We start from the raw sequence: 22445 nt of genomic DNA, 5'->3' as shown, positions 1-22445 counted from the left end.
ATGCTCGGCAGAGGCTTTCCTGGCAAAGCCAACCCGTAGTGCCGAGCCATGCTCGGCAGGGAGCCTCATGCAAAATCCCGGACATCGCCAGTAACGCCCAGCCGAGCATGGCTCGGCTCTACAGGGGGAAGCGCCCCCGTGCCCCAGACCTTCCCGGCCACGACACCTGACCTGCTTCGCGGCTTATGCCGCCCCCTACAAAAGCCTAGCCATCGCCTTCCTCAGCGGTGCATATCGTCGGTGGTGAAGCTCTCACCACAGCCGCATTCGGCCGCGGCATTGGGGTTCTTGAAGGTGAAGGTCTCGCTCAGGCCCTGCTTGCCGAAGTCGATCTCGGTGCCATCCACCAGCGGCAGGCTCTGGGCATCCACATAGATGCGAACGCCGTCCTGCTCGAACACGGTATCGCCCTCGCGCTCGTCCTTGGCCAGGTCGGTGACATGGCCCCAACCCGAGCAACCCGTCCGGGTCACGCCAAAACGCAGGCCCAGCGCCCCCGGGGTGCTGCTGACGAAACGCTGTACGCGGGAATGGGCAATCGGGGTCAGATGAACAGCCATGGTGGGGCGACTCCAGCAGAATTACGGTCCAATTATAGATGCGGGCGGCACTGCGGGACCGCAAGCCCCGATAAATGCCTCGCCTGACCGCGGCACACCCGCTAAAATCACGCATTCACAGATCGAGTCGATCAACAGAGGATTCAAGTCATGACGGTGGTCAGCGTTGCACACGCCCTTGCCGGGAAGTTCCCGGAAGGCGGAGAAGTCACAGTCCGCGGGTGGGTCCGCACGGTGCGCGGCTCGGCTGGACTGGCCTTCGTCAACGTCAGCGATGGTTCGGGCTTTGCACCGATCCAGGTCGTGGCCACCGAGGCGCTGGCCAATTTCGAAGACATCAAGAAGCTGACCCCGAGCTGTTCGGTGATCGCCACCGGCACCCTGGTCAAGTCCCAGGGCAAGGGTCAGAGCTTCGAAATCCAGGCCCAGAGCCTGGAAATCGTCGGCTGGGTCGAAGACCCGCTGACCTACCCGATCCAGCCCAAGCCGATGTCGCCGGAGTTCCTGCGCGAAGTGGCGCACCTGCGCCCGCGCACCAACCTGTTCGGCGCCGTGACCCGTATCCGTGACTGCCTGTCCAAGGCCGTGCACCGTTACTTCCACGAGAACGGCTTCTATTGGATCAGCACCCCCATCGTCACCACCTCCGATGCCGAAGGTGCCGGCCAGATGTTCCGCGTCTCCACGCTGGACCTGGCCAACCTGCCGCGTACCGGCGATGGCGAGATCGATTTCAGCCGCGACTTCTTCGGCAAGGAAACCTTCCTGACCGTGTCCGGCCAGCTCAACGTCGAGGCCTACTGCCTGGCACTGAGCAAGGTCTACACCTTCGGCCCGACCTTCCGCGCCGAGAACAGCCACACCACCCGCCACCTGGCCGAGTTCTGGATGGTGGAGCCGGAAATCGCGTTCGCCGACCTGGCCGAAGACGCCCGCGTGGCCGAAGAGTTCCTGAAGTACCTGTTCCGCGCCGTGCTCGATGAGCGCGCCGACGACATGGCCTTCATCGCCGAGCGCGTGCAGAAGGACGCCATCACCCGCCTGGAAGCCTTCGTCAATGCGCCGTTCGAGCGCATCGAGTATTCCGATGCGATCACCCTGCTGCAGAAGTCCGGCAAGAAGTTCGACTACCCGGTGGAATGGGGCCTGGACCTGCAGACCGAGCACGAGCGCTGGCTGACCGAGGAACATGTCGGCCGCCCGGTGGTGGTGACCAACTACCCCGAGCACATCAAGGCCTTCTACATGCGCCTGAACGACGACGGCAAGACCGTCGCGGCGATGGACGTACTGGCCCCGGGCATCGGCGAGATCATCGGCGGCAGCCAGCGCGAAGAGCGCCTGGACGTACTGGACGCACGCATGGCGCAGTTCGGCCTGGATCCGGAACACTACCAGTGGTACCGCGATTTCCGCCGTTACGGCTCGGTGCCACATGCCGGTTTCGGCCTGGGCTTCGAGCGCCTGGTGGTCTACGTCTGCGGCCTGTCCAACATCCGCGACGCCATTCCGTACCCGCGCGCACCGGGCTCGGCGGAATTCTAAGAGCAGGAAAGAGGAGCGAGAAGTGAGGAACGAGAGAAAAACAAAGTCGCACCGCCCGAGCGGAAAACGCTGTCTCTCGCTTCTCATATCCATCTGTTCACTCCCGCAGACATGACGCTTTTCTTCGCATTGTGTTTCTTCGGGGTGTCCATCGAGAGGAGCGGGACGTGAGGAACGAGAGGAAAACGAAGTCTCACCGTGCGAGCGGAAAACGCTGTTTCTCGCTTCTCGCCTCCATCTGCACCCTCCCGCAGGCATGACGCTTTTCTTCGCATTGTGTTTCGTCGGGGTGGCCATCGCCGGCCTCAGTGCCTTCCTGATTTTCTGGCCGTTGACGCTGGTCCACATCCGTGATCGGCACCCGGCGCTGGCCGCCGAGTTCGGCGACGGCGCCTTCCTCAAACCGGAAAGCCTGCGCTGGCTGTTGCGGCGCGGCTTCACCGGCGTCGCCGACCGCTCCTTGAGCGGACTAGCGACGCCCGCCCGCATCGCCTTGCTGGTGACCTTCGGCGGGCTGGGCATGGCGCTGCTGTTGTGGCTTTTTTCGCAGGTAATGAAATGAACGATATCGACACCCCGCAAGACCAGTGGTGGCTGGCACAGCTCGGCAACACCTTGATCTGGGCCCGCCTGCGGGTGCGCCCGGCCGGTACCGCCGAGGTGCTGGACAGCGACGGCAATACGCTCAGCTATGACAGCGAGGACACCGCCCGCGCGCAGCTGTTCGACGCCGAGTTCGTCGCCTTCGACGGCCTGGACGAGGAAGACGCCCTGCAGCGCGGCTTCACCCTGCACGAGATCCAACCGCCGCAGGGCGACGACGACAGCCTGCAGGGGCGCATGGTGCAGTCGTTGGGCAGCAGGGCCTGACCCGCACTGATGTTCTCCCAGGGCGCATTCGCCGAGACCGACCTGCACTGGCTGGACCGCCTGCTGGAACGTGATCCGTTTGTGACCTTGTTGACCACCGGCGCCGATGGCCTGCCGGAACTGACCCGGCTGCCGGTGCTGTACCGGCGCCAAGGCGAACAGGTCGAACTGCTGGGCCACTGGGCGCGGGCCAACCCGCAATCGCGCCAGGGCGGCCGCGCCAAGGTGCTGGTCAACGGCCCGCACGGCTATGTCTCGGCCAGTTGGTACCCGGACAAGGAAAGCGCCGCGCGCGTACCCACCTGGAACTACGCCGCTGCCGAGCTGGTGGGTCAGTTGCAGTGCTTCGACGACTCTCCCAGCCTGGGCCAGCTGCTGGCCGACAGCAGCGCCTTGTTCGAGTCCCGCGCCGGCCAGGACTGGCGGTTTGATCCCACCCTGGATGCTCACCGCCCGTCACTGCGCGCCATCGTAGGCTTCCGCCTGCAGGTGCAGCAGATCCAGATCAAGCTGAAACTGAGCCAGAACCATCCGCAGGCCAACCAGTTGGCAGTGACCTCGGCCTTGCAGGCCCTGGCCACGCCGCAGGCCTGCGAGCTGGCGCAGTGGATGCAGCTCTACCGCAGTGAGCGCGGGGCACCGGGCAATGCCTGACCCGCGCTGCGTTTCCCGCGACGCCGCCACGGATTGCGTTGGCGGCGCCCTCCCCCTCCAGATCGCAAGGGAAGCTTCACCATGAAAGACATCCATAAACTGCTGCAGAACAACCGCGATTGGGCGGACCGGATCGAACGCGAAGATCCGGAGTTCTTCCACCAGCTGTCCAAGCAGCAGAACCCGGAATACCTGTGGATCGGCTGCTCCGATTCGCGCGTGCCGGCCAACCAGATCATCGGCATGGCCCCGGGCGAGATCTTCGTGCACCGCAATGTCGCCAACGTGGTGGTGCATACCGACCTGAACTGCCTGAGCGTCATCCAGTACGCGGTGGACCAGCTCAAGATCAAGCACATCCTTATCGTCGGCCACTACGGCTGCGGCGGCGTGCATGCGGCGCTGAACCACGTGCGCGTGGGCCTGGCCGACAACTGGCTGCGGCATGTCGGCGATGTCGCCCAGAAGCACGATGAAATCCTTTCGCAGATCGACGATCCGGAGCTGCGCCACGCGCGCCTGTGCGAACTGAACGTGATCGAGCAGGTGGTCAACGCCTGCCGCTCGACCATCGTGCAGGACGCCTGGGCCCGCGGCCAGAAGCTGATGGTGCACGGCTGGGTCTACAGCCTGCGCGACGGCCGGGTCAGCGAGATGGGCATTGATGTGGGCTCGCCGGAGGAGCTGCAGCCGGCGTACGAGAAGGCGCTGTCGTTTGTGCCACGGAAGGGCAAAAGGCACTGACTGCTTGAAGCCCCTCTCCCTTCGGGAGAGGGGTTGGGGTGAGGGTAGGTCCGCGCTCAAGGCGCAACCGACCCTCATCTGCCCTCCGGGCACCTTCTCCCGAGGGGAGAAGGAAATTCAAAAGCATTGCCCTCCGGGCATCCCCGCCTTCGCGGGGACAGGCTCTTCTCCCGCAGGGAGAAGGGAACAGCAACTGCACCGCTACCACAAAGGCCCCGCATGCTCCCCTTACCGCTGAACCTGCTCGGCTGGATCGAAGAACACCGCCACCTGCTCAAGCCGCCGGTTGGCAACAAGATGATCGAGAACGGTGACTTCATCGTCATGGTGGTCGCCGGCCCCAACAGCCGCAGCGACTACCATTTCGACGAGGGCCCGGAATGGTTCTACCAACTCGAAGGCGAAATGGTGCTGCGGGTGCAGGAAGACGGCGCAGTACGCGACATCCCCATCCGGGCCGGCGAGATATTCCTGCTGCCGCCGCGCGTGCCCCATTCCCCGCAACGCATGCCCGGCTCCATCGGCCTGGTGGTCGAGCGCGAGCGCCTGGACCATGAACTGGATGGCTTCATGTGGTACTGCCAGCAGTGCAACCACAAGATCTACGAGGAGTTCTTCCACCTGAAGAACATCGAGACCGATCTGCCCAAGGTCTTCGACCGGTTCCATGCCTCGACCGAACACCGTACCTGCAGCCAATGTGGGGCCGTGCATCCACTGCCAAAACCGGTCACGCCGGAAGCCTGAGCGGCCGGGCGCGGTTACACTGCGGCTACATCCTCGACGTGTCCGCACCGATGAACGAAACGCTGTCACCCGCTCATGCCACCGCACTTGATGCTGCCGATCCGCTGCGCCACCTGCGCAGTCAGTTCCTGATCCCGCAGCACCAGGGTGCCGACCAGGCCTACTTCGTCGGCAACTCCTTGGGCCTGCAGCCACGCGGCGCGCAGGCGATGGTGCAGGAGGTGATGGATCAATGGGGCCGCATCGCCGTCGAAGGCCACTTCACCGGTCCGACGCAATGGCTGAGCTATCACCGCCTGGTGCGCGATTCGCTGGCCGGCGTGGTCGGCGCGCTGCCGCATGAAGTGGTGGCGATGAACACGCTCAGCGTGAACCTGCACCTGATGATGGTCAGCTTCTACCGCCCCAGCAGCGAACGCCCTGCAATCCTGATGGAAGCCGGTGCTTTCCCGACCGACCGTCATGCGGTCGAGGCACAGATCCGCTTCCACGGCTTCAATCCGGCCACGGACCTGATCGAGGTGCGGCCGGACGAAGCCAACGGCACCATTTCAATGCAGGCCATCGAACAAGCCATCAACCAGCATGGCAAGCGCGTCGCGCTGGTGCTGTGGCCGGGCGTGCAGTACCGCACCGGCCAGGTGTTCGATCTTGACGCAATCACCCGCCTGGCACGGGCGCACGGCGCCAACATCGGCTTCGATCTCGCCCACTCGGTCGGCAACGTGCCGTTGAACCTGCACGACGTCGCACCGGATTTCGCAGTGTGGTGTCACTACAAGTATTTGAACGCAGGTCCCGGTGCGGTTGCCGGCGCCTTCGTGCATGAACGCCATGCCAAGGACACCTCACTGCCGCGCTTCGCCGGCTGGTGGGGCCACGAACAGGCCACCCGCTTCCAGATGGCACCGGAGTTCGTGCCCGAGATGGGCGCCGAAGGCTGGCAGCTGAGCAACCCGCCAGTGCTTGGGCTTGCGCCGCTGCGTGCATCGCTGGCGCTGTATGACGAGGCCGGCATGGACGCATTGCGCACCAAGTCGCTGAAGATCACCGGCTACCTGGAAACCATGGTGCGTGCGCGCCTGGATCATGTGCTGCAGATCATCACGCCTGCCGAACCCGAGCGCCGTGGCTGCCAGTTGTCGCTGCGGGTGGCCGGCGGCCGGGCGCAGGGGCGCTCGCTGTTCGAGTACCTGCAATCGGTGGGTGTGCTCGGCGACTGGCGCGAACCCGATGTCATCCGCATTTCGCCCACGCCTTTGTACAACCGCTACAGCGATGTCTACCGCTTCGTCGATGAAGTGGAAACCTGGGCTGGCGTCTGACCAACGGAATACTGTGACTTGAACACCCCCACCCCACGCAGCCTCACCCTGATCGGCGCCGGCTTGGCCGGCTCCCTGCTTGCCATCCTGCTGTCGCGGCAGGGCTGGAAGATCACCATCTACGAACGCCGTGGCGATCCGCGCATCGCCGACTACGAGTCCGGTCGCTCGATCAATCTGGCGCTGGCCGAACGCGGCCGTAACGCCTTGCGTCAGGCTGGCGTCGAAGACGAGGTGATGGCCAAGGCGGTGATGATGCGCGGGCGCATGGTGCACCCACGCCAGGGCGCAGCCGACCTGCAGCGCTACGGCCGCGATGACAGCGAAGTGATCTGGTCGGTACACCGCAAGGACCTCAACACCACCTTGCTGCAGCTGGCCGAGGAAGCGGGTGCGACCGTGCATTTCCACCGCCGCCTGCATACCGTGGACTTCGATGCAGGCTATGCACGCTTCATCGATGACCGCGACGACCAGCCGCACGATATCCACTTCAACACGCCGCTGATCGGTGCCGATGGCGCCGGTTCGGCGCTGCGTGCGGCAATGAACCGCAAGCGGCCCTTGGGCGAGCGCATCGAGTTCCTTGATCATTCGTACAAGGAGCTGGAGATTCCGCCAGCCGCGGACGGCAGCTTCCAGATCGAAGCCAATGCCCTGCACATCTGGCCGCGCGGCAACTACATGTGCATCGCCCTGCCCAATGACGAAGGCACGTTCACCGTCACCCTGTTCCTGCCGAACGAAGGTGATCCCAGCTTCGCAACGGTGCGTAACGGTGCCGAAGCGGAAGCCCTGTTCCAGCGCGACTTCGCTGATGCACTGCCATTGATACCGAACCTGCGCGCCGACTGGGAACAGCATCCGCCCGGTCTGCTCGGCACGCTGTACCTGGAACGTTGGCATCAGCGTGGCAAGGCGGTGCTGATCGGCGACGCTGCGCATGCGATGGTGCCATTCCACGGCCAGGGCATGAACTGCGCGTTCGAAGACTGCGTGGTGCTGGCGCGTTGCCTCGCAGAGCATCCCGGCACCGAAGAAGCCTTCGCCGCATTTGAAGCCGAGCGCAAACCCAATGCCGCCGCCATCCAGCAGATGGCCTTGGACAACTATCTGGAAATGCGCGACCGCGTCGCCGATCCAAGCTACCTGCTGCAGCGCGAGCTGGAGCAGGCCCTGCAGGCACGCTGGCCAACCCGCTTCGTGCCGCATTACACGATGGTCACCTTCCTGCACACGCCGTATGCGATTGCGTTGGAGCGTACCCGTCTGCAGCAGACCATCCTGGCCGACGCCACCGCCGGTCATGATTCGTTGGACAACATCGATTGGGCCGCTTTGGAGCGGGTTGTCCACGACCGTCTGCCGGTCCTGGAAGGAGCGCACTGATGGCCGAGAGCTTCCTGTTCTACGACCTGGAAACCTTTGGCCAGGACCCACGCCGTACCCGCATCGCCCAGTTCGCCGCGGTGCGCACCGATGCCAACCTGAAAGTCATCGACGAGCCGGTCAGCTTCTACGTCAAGCCGGCCGACGACCTGCTGCCCTCGCCGATTGCCACGCTGATCACCGGCATTACCCCGCAGCATGCGTTGGCTGAAGGTGTCAGCGAAGCCGAGGCCTTCGCCCGCATCAACGAGTTGATGAGCAGGCCGCAGACCTGCACGCTGGGTTACAACACCCTGCGCTTCGATGATGAGTTCGTGCGCTATGGCCTGTTCCGCAATTTCCATGATCCCTACGAGCGCGAATGGCGCAGCGGCAACTCGCGCTGGGACCTGCTCGACATGCTGCGGCTGGTGCATGCACTGCGCCCGGAGGGCATCAACTGGCCCTTGCGCGAAGACGGTGCCACCTCGTTCAAGCTTGAGCACCTGGCACTGGCCAATGACGTGCGCCAAGGCGACGCCCACGAGGCACTGTCCGACGTCTACGCCACCATCGGCATGGCAAAGCGCTTCCGTCAGGCACAGCCGCGCATGTGGGATTACGCGCTGCGCCTGCGCGACAAACGCTATGTCGGCAGCCTGCTCGACGTGGTGGCGATGGAGCCGGTACTGCATATCTCGATGCGCTACCCGGCCAGCCGCCTGTGCGCCGCGCCGGTGCTGCCGCTGGCGCGCCACCCACACATCAACAACCGGGTCATCGTGTTCGACCTGGAAGGCGATATCGAGCCCTTGCTGGAGTTGTCGGTCGAGGAAATCACTGCGCGCCTGTATACCCGCGCTGCCGACCTGCCGGAAGGCCAACAGCGTATTCCGCTGAAGGAAGTACACCTGAACAAGGTGCCGGCACTGGTGGCCTGGAACCATCTGCGCGAGGCCGACTTCCAGCGCCTTGCCATCGACCCGGCCGCGGTCGAAGCCAAGGCGGAAAAGCTGCGCGCGCTCGGCCCGCAACTGGCCGAGAAAGCCCGCCAGGTGTTTGCCCGCGAGCGCGTCAATGACGGCCCCATCGACGCCGACGCATCGCTCTACGACGGTTTCCTGGCCGAGGGCGACAAGGCCCTGCTGAGCAAGGTGCGCACCGCACCGCCGGAAGCCCTGGCCGAACTGGAACAGCGCTTCCGTGACCCGCGCCTGCCCGAGCTGCTGTTCCGCTACCGCGCCCGCAACCATCCGCAGACGTTGGATGCCACCGCGCGCTCACGCTGGGATGCGTATCGTCAGCAGCGTTTCAACACCCCCGGTCTGGCGGAGCAGACCCTGGCCGAATACAGCGCGCAGATTGCCGCGTTGCGCGAGGAACACAAGGACAACCCGGCGTCGCTGGCCCTGCTGGATGCACTGGAGCAGTGGCGCCATACCCTGCAGGACACACCATGACCCAGTACTTCAGCGATGCCAGTTTCAAGTTCCTGCGCGGCCTGGCCCGGCACAACGACAAGACCTGGTTTGCCGAGCACAAGCAGCAATACGAAGACTATGTGCGGCAGCCCTTCCTGCGCCTGATCGCCGACCTGCAGCCTGACCTGGCGCAGGTCAGCACGCATTTCCAGGCCGACCCGCGCACCGTCGGCGGCTCGTTGTTCCGCATCTACCGCGACTCGCGCTTCTCCCACGACAAGACCCCGTACAAGACCTGGCAGGGCGCGCGGCTGTTCCATGAGCGCCGCAAGCAGGTACCGGCGCCGTCGTACTACATCCATCTGGCCCCGGGCGAGAGCTTTGTCGGCGCCGGCATCTGGCACCCGGAACCAGACGTACAGCGCCGCCTGCGGCAGTTCATCTTCGACAACCCCGGCAGCTGGAAGGCCTCCGCGCATGCGCCGGCTACCCGCAAGCGCTATGAATTCGAAACCAGCGAGAAGCTGGTACGGCCGCCGCGCGGCTTCCCGGTCGATTTCGAGTTCATCGACGACCTCAAGCACCGCAACTGGGTGCTGTGGCGTTCCCTGGACGATGAGGTGATGACGGGCCCGCGCCTCCGCCAGACCCTGGCCAAGGACCTGGCCGCACTCGGTCCGTTCGTCGACTACCTGTGCGCCGCATTGGACCTGGAATTCTGATTGGCGTGGGCTTCACGCAAACCAGGCGGGTTTGCGGCACGCTTGGCGGCAACCTCTGACAGGACGCCGCCATGACCAGCATCCATCACCAAGTCTGGATCGATGCCCCACTGGCCACCGTATATGCCGGGCTGGCCACGGCCGAGGGGCTGAGCCAATGGTGGATTGCACACCAGCAGTCCGTGATCGATGGCGACACCGTGATCAGCCACAACCCCGGCGCCGGCCATGGCGTGGTCGCGCTGAAGGTGCTGGAGATCATTCCCGAGCGTTGCATCCGCTGGGAAGTGATCAGCCGCCACCCGCCACAAAGCCCGGCCTCGGCCTGGACCGGCACCGATATCCGCTTCGCGCTGTCACGCCGGGCCAGCCCGGGTGCCTGGCGCGGGCTGCCGCATGAAGGCGAGCCGATGACCGTACTGGAGTTCCATCACCTGGGTTGGAATGGCGACAGCGAATACCTGGGCTTCTGCAGCCAGGCCTGGGCCGAAACCCTGGTGATGCTGCGCCGCTGGGCCGAGGCACGCGGCCCCACCCATCCCTGATAGCGAGGACTGCGCTGCAATGAAAAAGTGGATACCCGTCGCCCTTGTCGCGGTTCTGGTGCTGCTGGCCGCCTATGTCATCGGCGGCCCCTGGCTGGCGATACGCGGCATCAGCCAGGCCATCGAGCAGCGCGATACCGGCAAGCTCGCGCGCCATGTCGATTTCGCCGCGGTGCGGGTCGACATGAAGGCGCAGCTCAATGACTACGTGGTGCGCAAGGCCGGCAGCGACATGCAGTCCAGTCTGTTCGGGCAGGTGGCCCTGGGCGTGGCCGGCAATCTGGCCGGTGCCGGTGTGGATACCTTTGTCACCCCGCTGGGCATTGCCGCCATCCTGCAAGGTGACAGCCTGTGGAAGCGTGCCATCGGCGACACCGTCGGCGGTGACACCTGGGCGCCGCCCTCCCCGGCCAAACCCCTGGCCAATACCAGTGGGCGCTACGAATCGCTGTCCCGCTTCACCGCGACCACCCATCTGCAGGACGGTCGTGAAGTGGTGTTCGTGCTCAGCCGGCAAGGCCTGCGCTGGCGCCTGACCAGCATCCAGCTGCCCTTGGGACAGGCGCCGGGCTGACCGGCGCCTACGGCGTCAGGCAATCCTGCGCGGCGCTTCCTCGACCTCGCTGTCGGCCAGGAAGGCTTCCAGCGAATCATCCATCGCCTGCATCCACGGCGTGTGATGCAACGGCGCCAGCGTACCGGTCAGCACCGAGCGGTAGCTGTAGTTGCGATACCCCAGGATGTCCTCCTTCTTGTCGTGCTTCCACTGCTTGAACAGTGTGGCCACGGCCTCGACATTGAAATCCGGGTAGTCGGTGGCGTCCAGCAGATCGCGTACGTACTCGGTCTGGAAATCTATGTCCTGCTCGGCCGAGGTCGTTGCTTCCTCGCGCGCCAGCCATGCTTCGCTGTCGGCCCGCATTGCCTCGGTCGTCGGCAGCGCCATCTTGCCGAGGATCACGTCGCGCGCATACCAGGCCTGCGCATCGAACATGTTGAAGGTGTAGTACTGGTCCTGCATGCCCAGGTAGATCAGCTTGGGGTTGTCGATCCAGAACACGCCCTTGTACAGATCACCCGGGTACAGCCGGTTGCGGGTGCGCAGGGTCAGCGCATCGGGCAGGAACGGGAAGTGATGCTGGTAGCCGGTGCACAGCACGATCGCATCTACGTCCTTGCTGCTGCCATCGATGAAGTGCGCGGTATTGCCCTCCACGCGCTGCAACAGCGGCTTTTCCTCGAATGCGGCCGGCCAGTCATAGCCGGTGGCGGCGCTGCGATAGCTGAAGGTCACCGACTTTGCGCCGTATTTGTAGCACTGCGTGCCGATATCCTCGGCCGAGTAACTGCTACCCACCAGAAGAAGGTCCTTGTCGGCGAACTCGCAGGCATCGCGGAAGTCATGCGCATGCAGCACACGCCCCGGGAAGCGATCCACGCCCTCGAAGAACGGCGCGTTCGGGGTGGAGAAGTGGCCTGTGGCAACAATGACCCGATCAAACTCCTCGGTAACCAGCTCGTCCTTCTTCAGGTCGCGCACGGTGACGGTGAAGCGCTCGGTTTCCTCCGAGTAGTCCACCCACTGCACCGCCATGTTGAAGCGGATCTGCTCGCGTACGCCGCTTTTTTCAATGCGGCCCATGATGTAGTCGCGCAACACGGCGCGGGGCGGATAAGAGGCGATCGGGCGGCCAAAATGCTCTTCGAAACTGTAGTCGGCAAACTCCAGCGCTTCCTTCGGGCCGTTCGACCAGAGGTAGCGGTACATGCTGCCATGTACGGGTTCGCCATAAGCATCCAGCCCGGTACGCCATGTGTAGTTCCACATCCCGCCCAGATCGGATTGCTTTTCGAAGCAGACGATCTCTGGCACTTCAGCCCCACCTCGACGGGCGGATTCAAAGGCACGAAGTTGTGCCAGGCCACTGGGGCCGGCTCCAAGAATGGCGATACGCATGGTCATTCGGGTTGTTTCTCCTGTGTAGCTGCCAACGCGCGGACGCGACGGCACTGCGCAAGGGCGCGTTATGCACCGTGCAGGAGAGACAATGCGTCCAGTCCCGCGCGGCGCGCGAAACACCCGGCCGCCACGCAAGGCAGCGCGAAAGGGAATGGCAGGTACGTTGACGCTACCGGTCGGGGACAGGCCCCGCCCCTGGATCACCGGGTGGGTGCTGTGCGGGAGGGATCTGCTGTGTTCGTGCAGATCAGGCTGCGGCAGGATTGCCGTTGTGAAAGAAGTCCCGCAGATGCGGCCCCATCCTAACATGCGATGAACAACGCACCACAACCGGCCGGCCGTACCGTCCCCAGTCGAAGGTTCTACATGGCGGAGGCATCCAGGCCCCAGGCCCTGGCGATGAACGGCACGCTGCTGATGAACCAAGGGCTCGGCGGCTCACGCCGCGCTTGCCCTGCGGCTCAATCGGGGTTGGCGACACCGTGCGGCACATGGCCGGCGGTAACGTGCTGGCGTGCGCTGTCGATGTTGTGCTGCGAATCATCGAAGAAGATATCGGCGCCAAAGGCTTCCAGGAACGGGCCTTTGTGGCGGCCACCAAGGAACAGCGCCTCGTCCAATCGCACGCCCCACTCGCGCAGCGTGCGGATCACCCGTTCATGCGCCGGCGCGGAGCGCGCAGTGACAAGCGCGGTGCGGATGGGCGCCGATTCACCCGGTGGGAAGGCCGCCTGCAGGGCGTGCAGCGCCGACAGGAAATTGCGGAACGGGCCACCGCTGAGTGGTTCGTGTGCACGCTCGCGCTCGTGGCGGCCGAAGGCTTCCACGCCCTGTTCGCGCGAGATGCGCTCGCTCTCATCACCAAAGATCACCGCATCACCGTCAAAGGCAATACGCAGCTGGGTCTTGGAGCGGCCGGTATCGGTAGCCGCTGCCGAAGCGGCGGCCACCTCCTGTGCGCTCTGCGGCAGGATTGTGGCGGCAGCGATGCCATTGACCAAAGCGCGCCGCACCGAATCCGGGTTGGCCGACAGGAACAGATCGGTGCCGAACGGCTTCACATACGGCCAGGTTGGTTCACCGGCGGTGAAGGTGGCGCGCACAATATCCAGCTTGTAGTGCTGGATGGAGTTGAAGATGCGCAGGCCGGTATCGGCCGAATTGCGCGACAGCAGGATCACTTCCACGCGCGGCGTCTCCACCGGCGCTCCATCATTGAGTGCCAGCAGCTTGCGCACCACCGGGAAGGCAACGCCAGGCTTGAGCACATCGTCCTCGTGCGCGCGCTGGTAGGCGGCATAAGCCTCCAAGCCTTCGCGTTCGAACAGGGCGTGGCCTTCTTCGAGATCGAACAGTGCGCGCGAAGTAACCGCAACGGTAAGCAGCCGGGGAGTGTTGTCACCCATGGACGATGAACCCAATACGATCAAGGAACGGGACCCAGTCTACCCGGAAGCGCCGCGCTTCCCCCAATCCCGAATCCCGCCATCCCCAATCTCTGCCCTCAAACCATGAACTGCTCGCTGAGCATGCGTTCTTCCAGGTTGTGCTCGGGGTCGAACAGCAGGGTCACCTGGCGCTCGCGCGATTCGCGGATGGTCACCTCCACCACGTCGCGGGTTTCATGCGAATCGGCGGTGACGCTGACCGGGCGCTTATAGGGATCGAGCACCCGAAACCGCACTTCGGTCTCGGCCTTGAGGATGGCACCGCGCCAGCGACGTGGGCGATACGGGGCCAGCGGCGTCAGCGCGATGGTGTTCGAGCCCAGCGGCAGGATCGGGCCATGCGCGGAGTAGTTGTAGGCGGTGCTGCCGGCCGGCGTGGAGACCAGCACGCCATCGCAGATCAGTTCCTCCACCCGCTGCTGGCCGTTGAGGTCAATGCCGATATGCGCGGCCTGGCGGGTCTGGCGCAGCATTGACACGTCGTTATAGGCCAGCGACCCGGTGGTGGTGCCGGATTCGGTCAGCGCGATCATTTCCAGCGGGCGCAGGTGGGCCGGTTCAGCCAGCGCCAGACGCTGCAGCAGGTCGTCATCGCGGTAGTGGTTCATCAGGAAGCCGACGGTGCCCAGCTTCATGCCGAACACCGGCTTGCCCTTGCTGCCATGGCGATGCAGGGTCTGCAGCATGAAACCATCGCCGCCCAGCGGGCAGATCACATCGGCCTCTTCCGGGCTGTGGTCGCCGTAACGGGCTGCCAAGGTGGCACGGGCCTGCTGTGCGGCCTCGACGGTACTGGCGAGGAAAGCAATTCGGGGGGACACGGGCGCGTCTTTCGGTTCGGCTTGGACGGCGAGGATAACCCGCGGGTGTGCCGACGGGTGCGTTTGTTGGGTTGGTAACTGATGGGTGGAGTGAGAGCTGCCCCCTCTCCCCAACCCCTCTCCCGCAAGGGGAGAGGGGCTAGCAATCCCCGAGCGCGAGCTATCCCAGCAATTGCAGCTTTAGCCCCTCTCCCCTTGCGGGAGAGGGGTTGGGGAGAGGGGGAAGCTCTTGATTTGACCAAAAAAAACGGGCCCCGAAGGGCCCGTTCTCCAAACCAAAACACCAGACGCTTTAAGCGCCGTGCGCCGCCAGCTGGCCCAGACGCTGCACCGCCACCGACACGGTCGGGTAGTCCAGCGTCTTCTGCTCGGCCAGCTCGGCCAGCATTGCCAGGGTGAAGCGCAGGCCGCTGTCATCACGGCCCACCCACGCTGCCACCTTGGCCTCGGCAGTTGCGCCCTTCATCGACAGCACCTGGCCGGTCAGGGCACGCTGATGCGCCGCCAGCTCGTCGCGCAGCACGCCACGGGCCACCGCATGCCAACGGCCGTTGACCTCCAGCGCGTCGATCTGCTCGAACAGCCACGGCATCTGCAGGGCTTCGCCCAGGCGGAAGTGGACCTTGGACACGTCCACCGGCTTGAGCTTGCGCGGACGCGCCAGTTCGATGATGTCGAACGCCGGCTCCAGGAACTGCAGTTCGGACAACTGCTGTGCCAGTGCCGCCGGCAAGCCCTTCTCCTTCCACGCCACAACGCTGGCCTCGTAGGCCGGGCGCTGCGAATCCGGCAGCACGCCCGAAGCGACGCGGATGTCGTTGAACGGGCCCTGGTAGCGGTCCACCGCGGCAGTGATGCCCGGCATCGCGCCCGGACGGGTCAGCAGCCAACGCACGAACGAGCGCTGCAGCTTCCAGATCACTTCCAGCGCATCCACCTGCACCGCTTCCGGCAAGGTGCCGTCGAGCGCGTCGATCTGCGCCCACAGCGCACGTGCATCCAGCGTTTCACGGCTGATGGTGTAGGCCTTGGCAACCTCGGCCACGGTGCGGCCGGTGTCTTCCTGCATGCGCATCAGGAAGGTGGCGCCCATGCGGTTGATGGTCTGGTTGGTCACCGCCGTGGCGATGATTTCGCGCTTCAGGCGGTGACGCTCCATCGCGTCGGCGTACTTCTTCTGCAGCGGCTGCGGGAAGTAACGCAGCAGCTCCTTGGACAGGTACGGATCTTCCGGAATGTCCGACTCCAGCAGTTGCTGGAAGGCGACGATCTTGGAGTACGACAGCAGCACCGCCAGTTCCGGACGGGTCAGGCCCTGGCCACGCAGCTTGCGCGCCGACAGCTCGGCGTCGGACGGCAGGAACTCGATCTGGCGATCCAGCAGGCCCTGTTTCTCCAACGTGCGGATGAAGTGCTGCTTGGAACCCAGGCGCTTGCTGCTCATCCGCTCCATCAGGCTCAGTGCCTGGTTCTGGCGGTAGTTGTCCATCAGCACCAGCTCGCCCACCTCGCCGGTCATCGAGGCCAGCAGCTTGTTGCGCTGGTCCACGGTGAGCTTCTTGGCGCGCACCACGTCGTTGAGCAGGATCTTGATGTTGACTTCGTGGTCGGAGGTATCCACACCGGCCGAGTTGTCGATGAAGTCGGTGTTGAGCAGCACGCCAACCTGTGCGGCCTCGATGCGGCCGAGCTGGGTCATGCCCAGGTTGCCACCCTCGCCCACGATCTTGCAGCGCAGCTCGCCACCGTTGACGCGCAGGCCGTTGTTGGCTCGGTCGCCAACATCGGCATTGCTCTCGGTTGCCGACTTGACGTAGGTGCCGATACCGCCGTTCCACAGCAGGTCAACCGGTGCCTTCAGCGCGGCATTGATCAGGTCGGTCGGGTTCATCGCCTTGATGCTGGCGTCGATGCCCAGTGCCTCACGCACTTCCGGGGTGATCTCGATCGACTTGAGCGAACGCGGGTAGATGCCGCCGCCCTTGCTGATCAGCTTGCTGTCGTAGTCCGCCCAGCTCGAACGCGGCACCTTGAACATGCGCGCGCGTTCCTTGAACGAGCTGGCAGCCACCGGGTTCGGGTCGAGGAAGATGTGGCGGTGATCGAAGGCGCAGACCAGGCGGATGTGCTCGGACAGCAGCATGCCGTTGCCGAACACGTCGCCGGACATATCGCCGACGCCGACCACGGTGAAGTCCTGCTTCTGGCAGTCACGGCCCAGTGCACGGAAGTGGCGCTTGACCGACTCCCACGCACCACGCGCGGTGATGCCCATGCCCTTGTGGTCGTAGCCGACCGAACCACCAGAGGCGAACGCGTCGTCCAGCCAGAAACCGTGCGCACGGGCAATGCCGTTGGCGGTATCGGAGAACGTGGCGGTGCCCTTGTCGGCAGCGACGACCAGGTACGGATCGTCCATGTCATGACGCACCACGCCCTGCGGCGGCACGATCTTGTTGTTGACGATGTTGTCGGTGATGTCGAGCAGGCCGTTGATGAAGCGCTTGTAGCAGGCCACGCCCTCGGCGAACCATGCATCGCGGTCCACCGACGGATCCGGCAGCTGCTTGGCGAAGAAGCCGCCCTTGGAGCCGACCGGCACGATCACGGTGTTCTTGACCATCTGTGCCTTGACCAGACCCAGCACCTCGGTGCGGAAGTCTTCGCGACGGTCCGACCAGCGCAGGCCGCCACGGGCAACCGGGCCGAAGCGCAGATGGGTACCTTCCACACGCGGGCCGCACACGAAGATTTCGCGGTACGGGCGCGGCTTGGGCAGGTCCGGCACCTTGGCGGCGTCGAACTTGAAGCTGATGTAGTCAGCCGGGCCACCATCGGCGCGCACGCCGTCCTTGCGGACCATGTAATAGCTGGTACGCAGGGTGGCTTCGATCACGCCGATGAAGCTGCGCAGGATGCGGTCTTCGTCCAGGCTGGACACGCCGTCCAGCAGCTTGACCAGCACCTCGTGCACCAGCGCCATGCGCGCATTGCGGTCGCTCTTGCGCGCCTTGACCACGCCCTCGAGCAGCTTGAGGGTGGCAGCATCGTCACCGGCCAGCAGCTTGAACTGGGCCAGCTGTGCATCCAGCACCGCCTTGTCGCTTGCCGGGGTCGGCTCGAAGCGGGCTTCGAACAGTTCCACGATCAGGCGCGCCAACAGCGGGTAGCGGTTGAAGGTGCCTTCCACATAAGCCTGCGAGAACGGCACGCCGATCTGCAGCAGGTACTTGCAGTAGCCACGCAGCATGGACACCTGGCGCCAGTCCAGGCCGGCGCCCAGCACCAGGCGGTTGAAGCCGTCGTTCTCGGCGTCGCCGTGCCAGACGCGTGCGAAGGCGTCGCTGAAGGCGGCATTGGCATTGGCCGGGTCGATCGTGCCGATGGCCGACTCGACTTCGAAGTCCTGCACGTACACCGGTGCATCGTCGACCATCAGCTTGTACGGGCGCTCCGCCATCACGCGCAGGCCCATGTTTTCCATCATCGGCAGCACGTCGGACAGCGGGATGTCCTTGAGCTGGCGGTACAGCTTCAGGCGCAGGCCGTCGACGTCGTCACGGCGGGTGGCCTGCAGGCTCAGGCGCAGATCGTCCGGACCGGTCAGCGCGTCCAGCTGGGCCACGTCGGCCGCAGCGATTTCAGCGCTGGAGTCTTCGATATAACCTGCCGGCAGGGCCTTGCCAATACGCGAGGCAATGCGCAGGCCTTCGCCTTCGCCGTGGCTGCCGACCAGCGCTTCGCGCAGATCGTCCTGCCAGTTGCGCAGCACGTGGGCCAAACGCTTCTCCATCCCTTCCACATCCAACTCCAGGCTCTGACCGGCCTTGGGGCGCACGATCAGGTGCACCTGGGCCAGCGGCGAGTCGCCCAGCACCACGCTGGAATCGACGTATTCGCCCTGCAGGGCGTCCTTCAGCATGCTTTCCACGCGCAGGCGCACGTCGGTGTTGAAGCGCTCGCGCGGCAGGAACACCAGCGCCGAGATGAAGCGACTGAACTTGTCGCGGCGCAGGAACAGGCGGCTACGCACGCGCTCCTGCAGGCCCAGCACGCCCATGGCGGTGCGGAACAGCTCGTCCTCGCTGGACTGGAACAGCTCTTCGCGCGGCAGCGACTCCAGGATGTGGCGCAGTGCCTTGCCGCTGTGGCTGGACAGGCTCAGGCCCGAACGCGCCATCACGTTTTCATAGCGCTGGCGCACCAGCGGGATTTCCCACGGGCGGCGGTTGTAGGCGCTGGAGGTGAACAGGCCAAGGAAGCGCTGCTCGCCGATGATCTTGCCCTTGGCGTCGAATTCCAGCACGCCGATGTAGTCCATGTAGCCGCCGCGGTGGATATGCGAGCGGGCATTGGTCTTGGTCAGGATCAGCGCATCGTGCAGGCTGCTGGTGGCATTCAGGCCTTCGGCCGCCAGGCCCTTGACCGGGCGCGCGACCATGGTGTCCTTGCCGCGCATCAGGCCCAGGCCGGTGCCGTTCTGGGCAACCAGCACTTCTTCCTTGCCCTTCTTCTCCACCTTGTATTCGCGGTAGCCGAAGAAAGTGAAATGGTTGTCGGCGGCCCAGCGCAGGAACTCCTGCGCTTCGGCGCGCGAGGCCTTGCTTACCGGCAGGGTGCGCTTGCCCAGGTCCTCGGCCAGCGCCAATGCCTTGTCGGTCATCGGCTGCCAGTCATTTACGATGGCGCGCACGTCATCCAATGCGGCGGTCACGCGCTTGGCAACGGCATCCAGCGCATCGGCCGGCTGGCGATCGATCTCCAGCAGCATCACCGATTCCAGCTTGCCCTCGCCCACGCCGTTGAGCTTGCCGGCCTTGTCACGGCCAATGCTGATCACCGGATGGCCCAGCACATGCACGCCGATGCCCTGCTCGGCCAGCGCCAACGTTACCGTGTCCACCAGGAACGGCATGTCGTCGTTGACGATCTGCAGCACGGTGTGGGCCGATTCCCAGCCATCGGCCTTCAGCGTCGGGTTGAACACCCGCACATTGGCCTTGCCCGGCTTGCGGCTGCGGGCGAACTCCAGCATGCCGGCGGCCAGCACCGCCCAGTCATCGGCCGAGTGCAGGGTGAACTCGTCGGCCTCCATGCGCTTGTAGAACGCCGTAGCAAACGCCACTGCCTGCGCTTGCGCGGCCGCAGCGGGATAACGCTTCCGCAAGGCTGCAAATACCGGTTCTAGCGAGAGGCCGGCGTCTGCTTTGTTCTGCTTCACAGCCGGTTTGGATTTCGTCTTTACGGACTTGGCAGCACTGTTTTGCGATTTCATGGCAGAGCTTTGGGTGTTGCTCGGTTGGAGAAACCGCGATTGTATCGTCGGCAACAAAAAGAACCTTGCTGCAGGGCCGCATTTATTGCGCTGAAGTGAGCAGAAAACTCCGCGCGAACTGCGCGTTTCGGCATGGTCTGGCAGCGCAGCATGTCTGCCACCTGAATCTCGCTTGCTCACCAGGCAGCACACCGCACACTGAAAGCAGAATTACGTTGCAGATATTCTGAACTGGACGGTATAGTCCACCGCTTATGTCCACGCCCCCTGCCCCCACTGCCGTCCGTGACATCCGTGACGAACGCGTGTTCGAAGCCGTGCGGGAGTTGCTGGCAACCCAGGGCATGCGGCTGAGCATGGACGCGGTGGCCGCGCGCGCCGGCTGCTCCAAGCAGACGCTGTACAGCCGCTACGGCAACAAGCGCGAGCTATTGAGCCAGGCCATGCAGCTGCATGTCAGTGCCGCCACCGAGGGACTCACCACCTGCCCGCAACAAAGCCTGCGTACCATCCTGCTGGAGTTCGCCACCAGCTACCTGGAGCAACGCAACCGTCCCCACGCCCGCCGCACCTCGCAGCTGATCGCCGCCAGCGCGCATGAATTCCGTGATGAAGCGCGCTTCATCTATACCGGCAGCGGCGAGGCCATGCGCAATCACGTAGCTGAATGGATGCAGACCGAAATAACCCGTGGGCGCCTGACCCATGACGACCCGCATTTCATGGCCGAGCTGCTAATAAGCATGATTGCGGGCCAGGATTTCGAACGCCAGCGCTTCCACGCAGTCCACCGCGACGACCCCGGACAACGGCGTCGCTGGGCCGAGTTTGCCGTTGACGGTTTTTTGCGCGCCTTTGCGTCTGACCGCGCAGCCCACGCACCCACAGATAAAAACAACACCCGGAGTTTCTCCTGATGACTGCCTCACTCCGTCTCTTCGCGTTGGCCTGCGCCGCGACACTGACCCTCTCCGCCTGCAAGAAAGCCGAGCAACAGGCTGCACCGCCACCGCCGGAAGTAGGCGTGGTCGATGCCAAGCCGCAGACCCTGCCCCTGCAGCGCGAGCTGGTCGGCCGGCTGTCGCCGTACCGCTCGGCCGACGTCCGCGCCCGTGTGGCCGGCGTGCTGCAGAAGCGCGTCTACGAAGAAGGCAGCACGGTCAAGGAAGGCCAGGTGCTGTTCCTGATCGACCCGGCGCCGCTGCAGGCCTCGCTGTCGTCGGCCGAGGCCGCATTGGCATCGGCCCGCGCCAGCTATGCCAATGCCCGAGCCACCGCCAACCGCGCGCGTTCACTGGCCCCGCAGAACTATGTCTCCAAGTCGGACCTGGACAATGCCGAGGCCACCGAGCGCTCAGCCGCCGCCGCCGTGCAGCAGGCCCAGGCCGCCGTCGCCACCGCCCGCATCAACCTGGGCTACGCCCGCGTGACCGCGCCCATCGCCGGCCAGGCCGGCAAGCAGCAGGTCACCGAAGGCGCCCTGGTCGGCCAGGGTGATGTCACCTTGCTGACCACGGTGGACCAGATCGATCCGCTGTACGTGAACTTCTCGATGACCGCCGATGAGCTGAGCGCACTGCGCGCGGCACAGGACAAGGGCGCGGTGGCACTGGCCGGTGACGGCAAGACCACGGTGCAGGTCAACCTGCCCGACGGCACCCCGTACGCGCAGGAAGGCACGCTGGACTTCTCCTCGACCACCGTCGACCCGGCCACCGGCACGGTATCGCTGCGCGCGCAGCTGCCCAACCCCAACCACATCCTGCTGCCGGGCTCCTTCGTCAGCTTCAAGGCCAACCTGGGCGAGCGCAACAACGCCTTCCTGCTGCCGCAGCAAGCCGTGCAGCGCGACACCCAGGGCGGTTACGTGCTGGTGGTGGGCAAGGACGGCAAGGTCGTCCGCAAGAACGTCACCCTGGACAACCAGCAGGGCGGCAACTGGCTGATCTCCTCCGGCCTGGCCGCAGGCGACCAGGTCATCGTGTCCGGCGTGCAGAAGGTCAAGGAAGGCGCGCCCGCCACCGCCAAGCCGTGGCAGCCCGACGCCGCCAAGCCGGCCGCCGCCCCGGCTGCACCGGCGCCGGCAAAGAAGGACTAACGGGACCCCGTCATGCCTAAATTTTTCATCGAACATCCCGTCTTCGCCTGGGTGGTGGCGATCCTGATCTCGCTTGGTGGCGTGATCTCGATCCTCAACCTGGGCGTGGAGTCCTACCCCAGCGTGGCGCCACCGCAGGTGACCGTCACCGCCAACTACCCGGGCGCCAGTGCGTCCACCGCGGAAAAATCCGTCACCCAGGTGATCGAGCAGCAGCTGACCGGCATCGACAACCTGATGTATTTCAGCTCGTCGTCGTCTTCCACCGGCCGCGTCACCATCACCCTGACCTTCGACAGCGGCACCGATGCCGATATCGCCCAGGTGCAGGTGCAGAACAAG

The 22445-nt window shown here is 64.8% G+C and carries 19 protein-coding genes and 1 pseudogene; 15 read left to right on the top strand and 5 right to left on the bottom strand.

What is annotated here, in order from left to right:
- Window positions 1-221 precede the first annotated feature (221 nt).
- Window positions 222-560, bottom strand: coding sequence for a HesB/IscA family protein (locus B2527_RS19515; protein ID WP_293717355.1), 339 nt, complete (start codon window positions 558-560; stop codon window positions 222-224).
- A gap of 150 nt (window positions 561-710) precedes the next feature.
- Between B2527_RS19515 and asnS the strand changes: the two genes are divergently transcribed.
- The 12 genes from asnS (at window position 711) to B2527_RS19455 (ending at window position 11075) form a co-directional block, all read left to right on the top strand.
- The gene (asnS, locus tag B2527_RS19510) at window positions 711-2105 is read left to right on the top strand and encodes an asparagine--tRNA ligase (RefSeq protein ID WP_293717354.1); all 1395 of its coding nucleotides are present in this window, start codon (window positions 711-713) and stop codon (window positions 2103-2105) included.
- Window positions 2106-2361: 256 nt separating this feature from the next.
- Window positions 2362-2667, top strand: coding sequence for a hypothetical protein (locus tag B2527_RS19505; protein WP_293717353.1), 306 nt, complete (start codon window positions 2362-2364; stop codon window positions 2665-2667).
- Window positions 2664-2975, top strand: coding sequence for a hypothetical protein (locus B2527_RS19500; RefSeq protein WP_293717352.1), 312 nt, complete (start codon window positions 2664-2666; stop codon window positions 2973-2975). The genes B2527_RS19505 and B2527_RS19500 overlap by 4 nt, the downstream gene beginning before the upstream one ends.
- A 9-nt stretch (window positions 2976-2984) precedes the next feature.
- Complete coding sequence (locus B2527_RS19495) at window positions 2985-3629, top strand: FMN-binding negative transcriptional regulator (RefSeq protein ID WP_293717351.1); 645 nt, start codon at window positions 2985-2987, stop codon at window positions 3627-3629.
- An 81-nt stretch (window positions 3630-3710) separates the two neighbouring features.
- A complete protein-coding gene (can, locus tag B2527_RS19490) occupies window positions 3711-4373 on the top strand; it encodes a carbonate dehydratase (RefSeq protein WP_293717350.1) in 663 nt (220 codons plus the stop codon).
- A gap of 219 nt (window positions 4374-4592) precedes the next feature.
- Complete coding sequence (locus tag B2527_RS19485; RefSeq protein ID WP_293717349.1) at window positions 4593-5120, top strand: 3-hydroxyanthranilate 3,4-dioxygenase; 528 nt, start codon at window positions 4593-4595, stop codon at window positions 5118-5120.
- A gap of 50 nt (window positions 5121-5170) precedes the next feature.
- Window positions 5171-6445 carry a kynureninase gene (gene kynU, locus B2527_RS19480; RefSeq protein ID WP_293717348.1) on the top strand — a complete coding sequence of 425 codons (1275 nt, stop codon included), beginning with the start codon at window positions 5171-5173 and terminating at the stop codon, window positions 6443-6445.
- A gap of 18 nt (window positions 6446-6463) precedes the next feature.
- Window positions 6464-7834, top strand: a complete 1371-nt coding sequence (locus B2527_RS19475; protein WP_293717347.1) for an FAD-dependent oxidoreductase — start codon at window positions 6464-6466, stop codon at window positions 7832-7834.
- A complete protein-coding gene (gene sbcB / locus B2527_RS19470) occupies window positions 7834-9273 on the top strand; it encodes an exodeoxyribonuclease I (protein WP_293717346.1) in 1440 nt (479 codons plus the stop codon). The genes B2527_RS19475 and sbcB overlap by 1 nt, the downstream gene beginning before the upstream one ends.
- The gene (locus B2527_RS19465) at window positions 9270-9956 is read left to right on the top strand and encodes a DUF2461 domain-containing protein (RefSeq protein WP_293717345.1); all 687 of its coding nucleotides are present in this window, start codon (window positions 9270-9272) and stop codon (window positions 9954-9956) included. Before sbcB ends, B2527_RS19465 begins: the two co-directional genes overlap by 4 nt.
- Before the next feature lie 71 nt (window positions 9957-10027).
- Window positions 10028-10501 (top strand): hypothetical protein, encoded by a 474-nt coding sequence (locus B2527_RS19460; RefSeq protein ID WP_293717344.1) that lies wholly within the window; start codon window positions 10028-10030, stop codon window positions 10499-10501.
- Window positions 10502-10520: 19 nt separating this feature from the next.
- Entirely contained in the window at window positions 10521-11075 is a 555-nt protein-coding gene (locus B2527_RS19455; protein ID WP_293717343.1) for a DUF2939 domain-containing protein, read from the top strand.
- A gap of 15 nt (window positions 11076-11090) precedes the next feature.
- Here B2527_RS19455 and B2527_RS19450 read toward each other — a convergent pair whose 3' ends face one another.
- The 4 genes from B2527_RS19450 to B2527_RS19435 form a co-directional block, all read right to left on the bottom strand.
- Entirely contained in the window at window positions 11091-12464 is a 1374-nt protein-coding gene (locus B2527_RS19450) for an NAD(P)-binding domain-containing protein (protein ID WP_293717342.1), read from the bottom strand.
- A 458-nt stretch (window positions 12465-12922) separates the two neighbouring features.
- Window positions 12923-13867, bottom strand: a complete 945-nt coding sequence (locus B2527_RS19445; protein ID WP_293717341.1) for a 5'-nucleotidase — start codon at window positions 13865-13867, stop codon at window positions 12923-12925.
- A 98-nt stretch (window positions 13868-13965) separates the two neighbouring features.
- Complete coding sequence (locus tag B2527_RS19440; RefSeq protein WP_293717340.1) at window positions 13966-14730, bottom strand: NAD kinase; 765 nt, start codon at window positions 14728-14730, stop codon at window positions 13966-13968.
- Window positions 14731-15022: 292 nt separating this feature from the next.
- Window positions 15023-20005 carry an NAD-glutamate dehydrogenase gene (locus tag B2527_RS19435; RefSeq protein WP_293717339.1) on the bottom strand — a complete coding sequence of 1661 codons (4983 nt, stop codon included), beginning with the start codon at window positions 20003-20005 and terminating at the stop codon, window positions 15023-15025.
- A gap of 254 nt (window positions 20006-20259) precedes the next feature.
- On the opposite strand from B2527_RS19435, the gene B2527_RS19430 reads away from it, so the two are divergent.
- The 3 genes and pseudogenes from B2527_RS19430 to B2527_RS19420 form a co-directional block, all read left to right on the top strand.
- Window positions 20260-20922, top strand: a complete 663-nt coding sequence (locus B2527_RS19430; RefSeq protein WP_293717338.1) for a TetR/AcrR family transcriptional regulator — start codon at window positions 20260-20262, stop codon at window positions 20920-20922.
- A pseudogene (locus B2527_RS19425) lies at window positions 20922-22091 on the top strand (efflux RND transporter periplasmic adaptor subunit); the annotation flags it as partial. The gene B2527_RS19430 and the pseudogene B2527_RS19425, both read left to right, overlap by 1 nt.
- 24 nt (window positions 22092-22115) lie before the next feature.
- Window positions 22116-22445 (top strand): efflux RND transporter permease subunit (locus B2527_RS19420; protein WP_293717336.1); only part of this gene is annotated, 330 nt, incomplete at its 3' end.

Source organism: Stenotrophomonas sp. UBA7606, assembly GCF_002477705.1.
Lineage (GTDB): Bacteria > Pseudomonadota > Gammaproteobacteria > Xanthomonadales > Xanthomonadaceae > Stenotrophomonas.
The sequence above is the reverse complement of the archived record's forward strand: the minus strand, read 5'-3'. Positions and strand labels throughout refer to the sequence as shown.

What these genes read in the sequence shown, in the direction of transcription:
- B2527_RS19515 (WP_293717355.1), bottom strand. Translation starts at nt 560, where the DNA reads ATGGCTGTTCATCTGACCCCGATTGCCCATTCCCGCGTACAGCGTTTC.
- asnS (WP_293717354.1), top strand. Translation starts at nt 711, where the DNA reads ATGACGGTGGTCAGCGTTGCACACGCCCTTGCCGGGAAGTTCCCGGAA.
- B2527_RS19505 (WP_293717353.1), top strand. Translation starts at nt 2,362, where the DNA reads ATGACGCTTTTCTTCGCATTGTGTTTCGTCGGGGTGGCCATCGCCGGC.
- B2527_RS19500 (WP_293717352.1), top strand. Translation starts at nt 2,664, where the DNA reads ATGAACGATATCGACACCCCGCAAGACCAGTGGTGGCTGGCACAGCTC.
- B2527_RS19495 (WP_293717351.1), top strand. Translation starts at nt 2,985, where the DNA reads ATGTTCTCCCAGGGCGCATTCGCCGAGACCGACCTGCACTGGCTGGAC.
- can (WP_293717350.1), top strand. Translation starts at nt 3,711, where the DNA reads ATGAAAGACATCCATAAACTGCTGCAGAACAACCGCGATTGGGCGGAC.
- B2527_RS19485 (WP_293717349.1), top strand. Translation starts at nt 4,593, where the DNA reads ATGCTCCCCTTACCGCTGAACCTGCTCGGCTGGATCGAAGAACACCGC.
- kynU (WP_293717348.1), top strand. Translation starts at nt 5,171, where the DNA reads ATGAACGAAACGCTGTCACCCGCTCATGCCACCGCACTTGATGCTGCC.
- sbcB (WP_293717346.1), top strand. Translation starts at nt 7,834, where the DNA reads ATGGCCGAGAGCTTCCTGTTCTACGACCTGGAAACCTTTGGCCAGGAC.
- B2527_RS19465 (WP_293717345.1), top strand. Translation starts at nt 9,270, where the DNA reads ATGACCCAGTACTTCAGCGATGCCAGTTTCAAGTTCCTGCGCGGCCTG.
- B2527_RS19460 (WP_293717344.1), top strand. Translation starts at nt 10,028, where the DNA reads ATGACCAGCATCCATCACCAAGTCTGGATCGATGCCCCACTGGCCACC.
- B2527_RS19455 (WP_293717343.1), top strand. Translation starts at nt 10,521, where the DNA reads ATGAAAAAGTGGATACCCGTCGCCCTTGTCGCGGTTCTGGTGCTGCTG.
- B2527_RS19450 (WP_293717342.1), bottom strand. Translation starts at nt 12,464, where the DNA reads ATGACCATGCGTATCGCCATTCTTGGAGCCGGCCCCAGTGGCCTGGCA.
- B2527_RS19445 (WP_293717341.1), bottom strand. Translation starts at nt 13,867, where the DNA reads ATGGGTGACAACACTCCCCGGCTGCTTACCGTTGCGGTTACTTCGCGC.
- B2527_RS19435 (WP_293717339.1), bottom strand. Translation starts at nt 20,005, where the DNA reads ATGAAATCGCAAAACAGTGCTGCCAAGTCCGTAAAGACGAAATCCAAA.
- B2527_RS19430 (WP_293717338.1), top strand. Translation starts at nt 20,260, where the DNA reads ATGTCCACGCCCCCTGCCCCCACTGCCGTCCGTGACATCCGTGACGAA.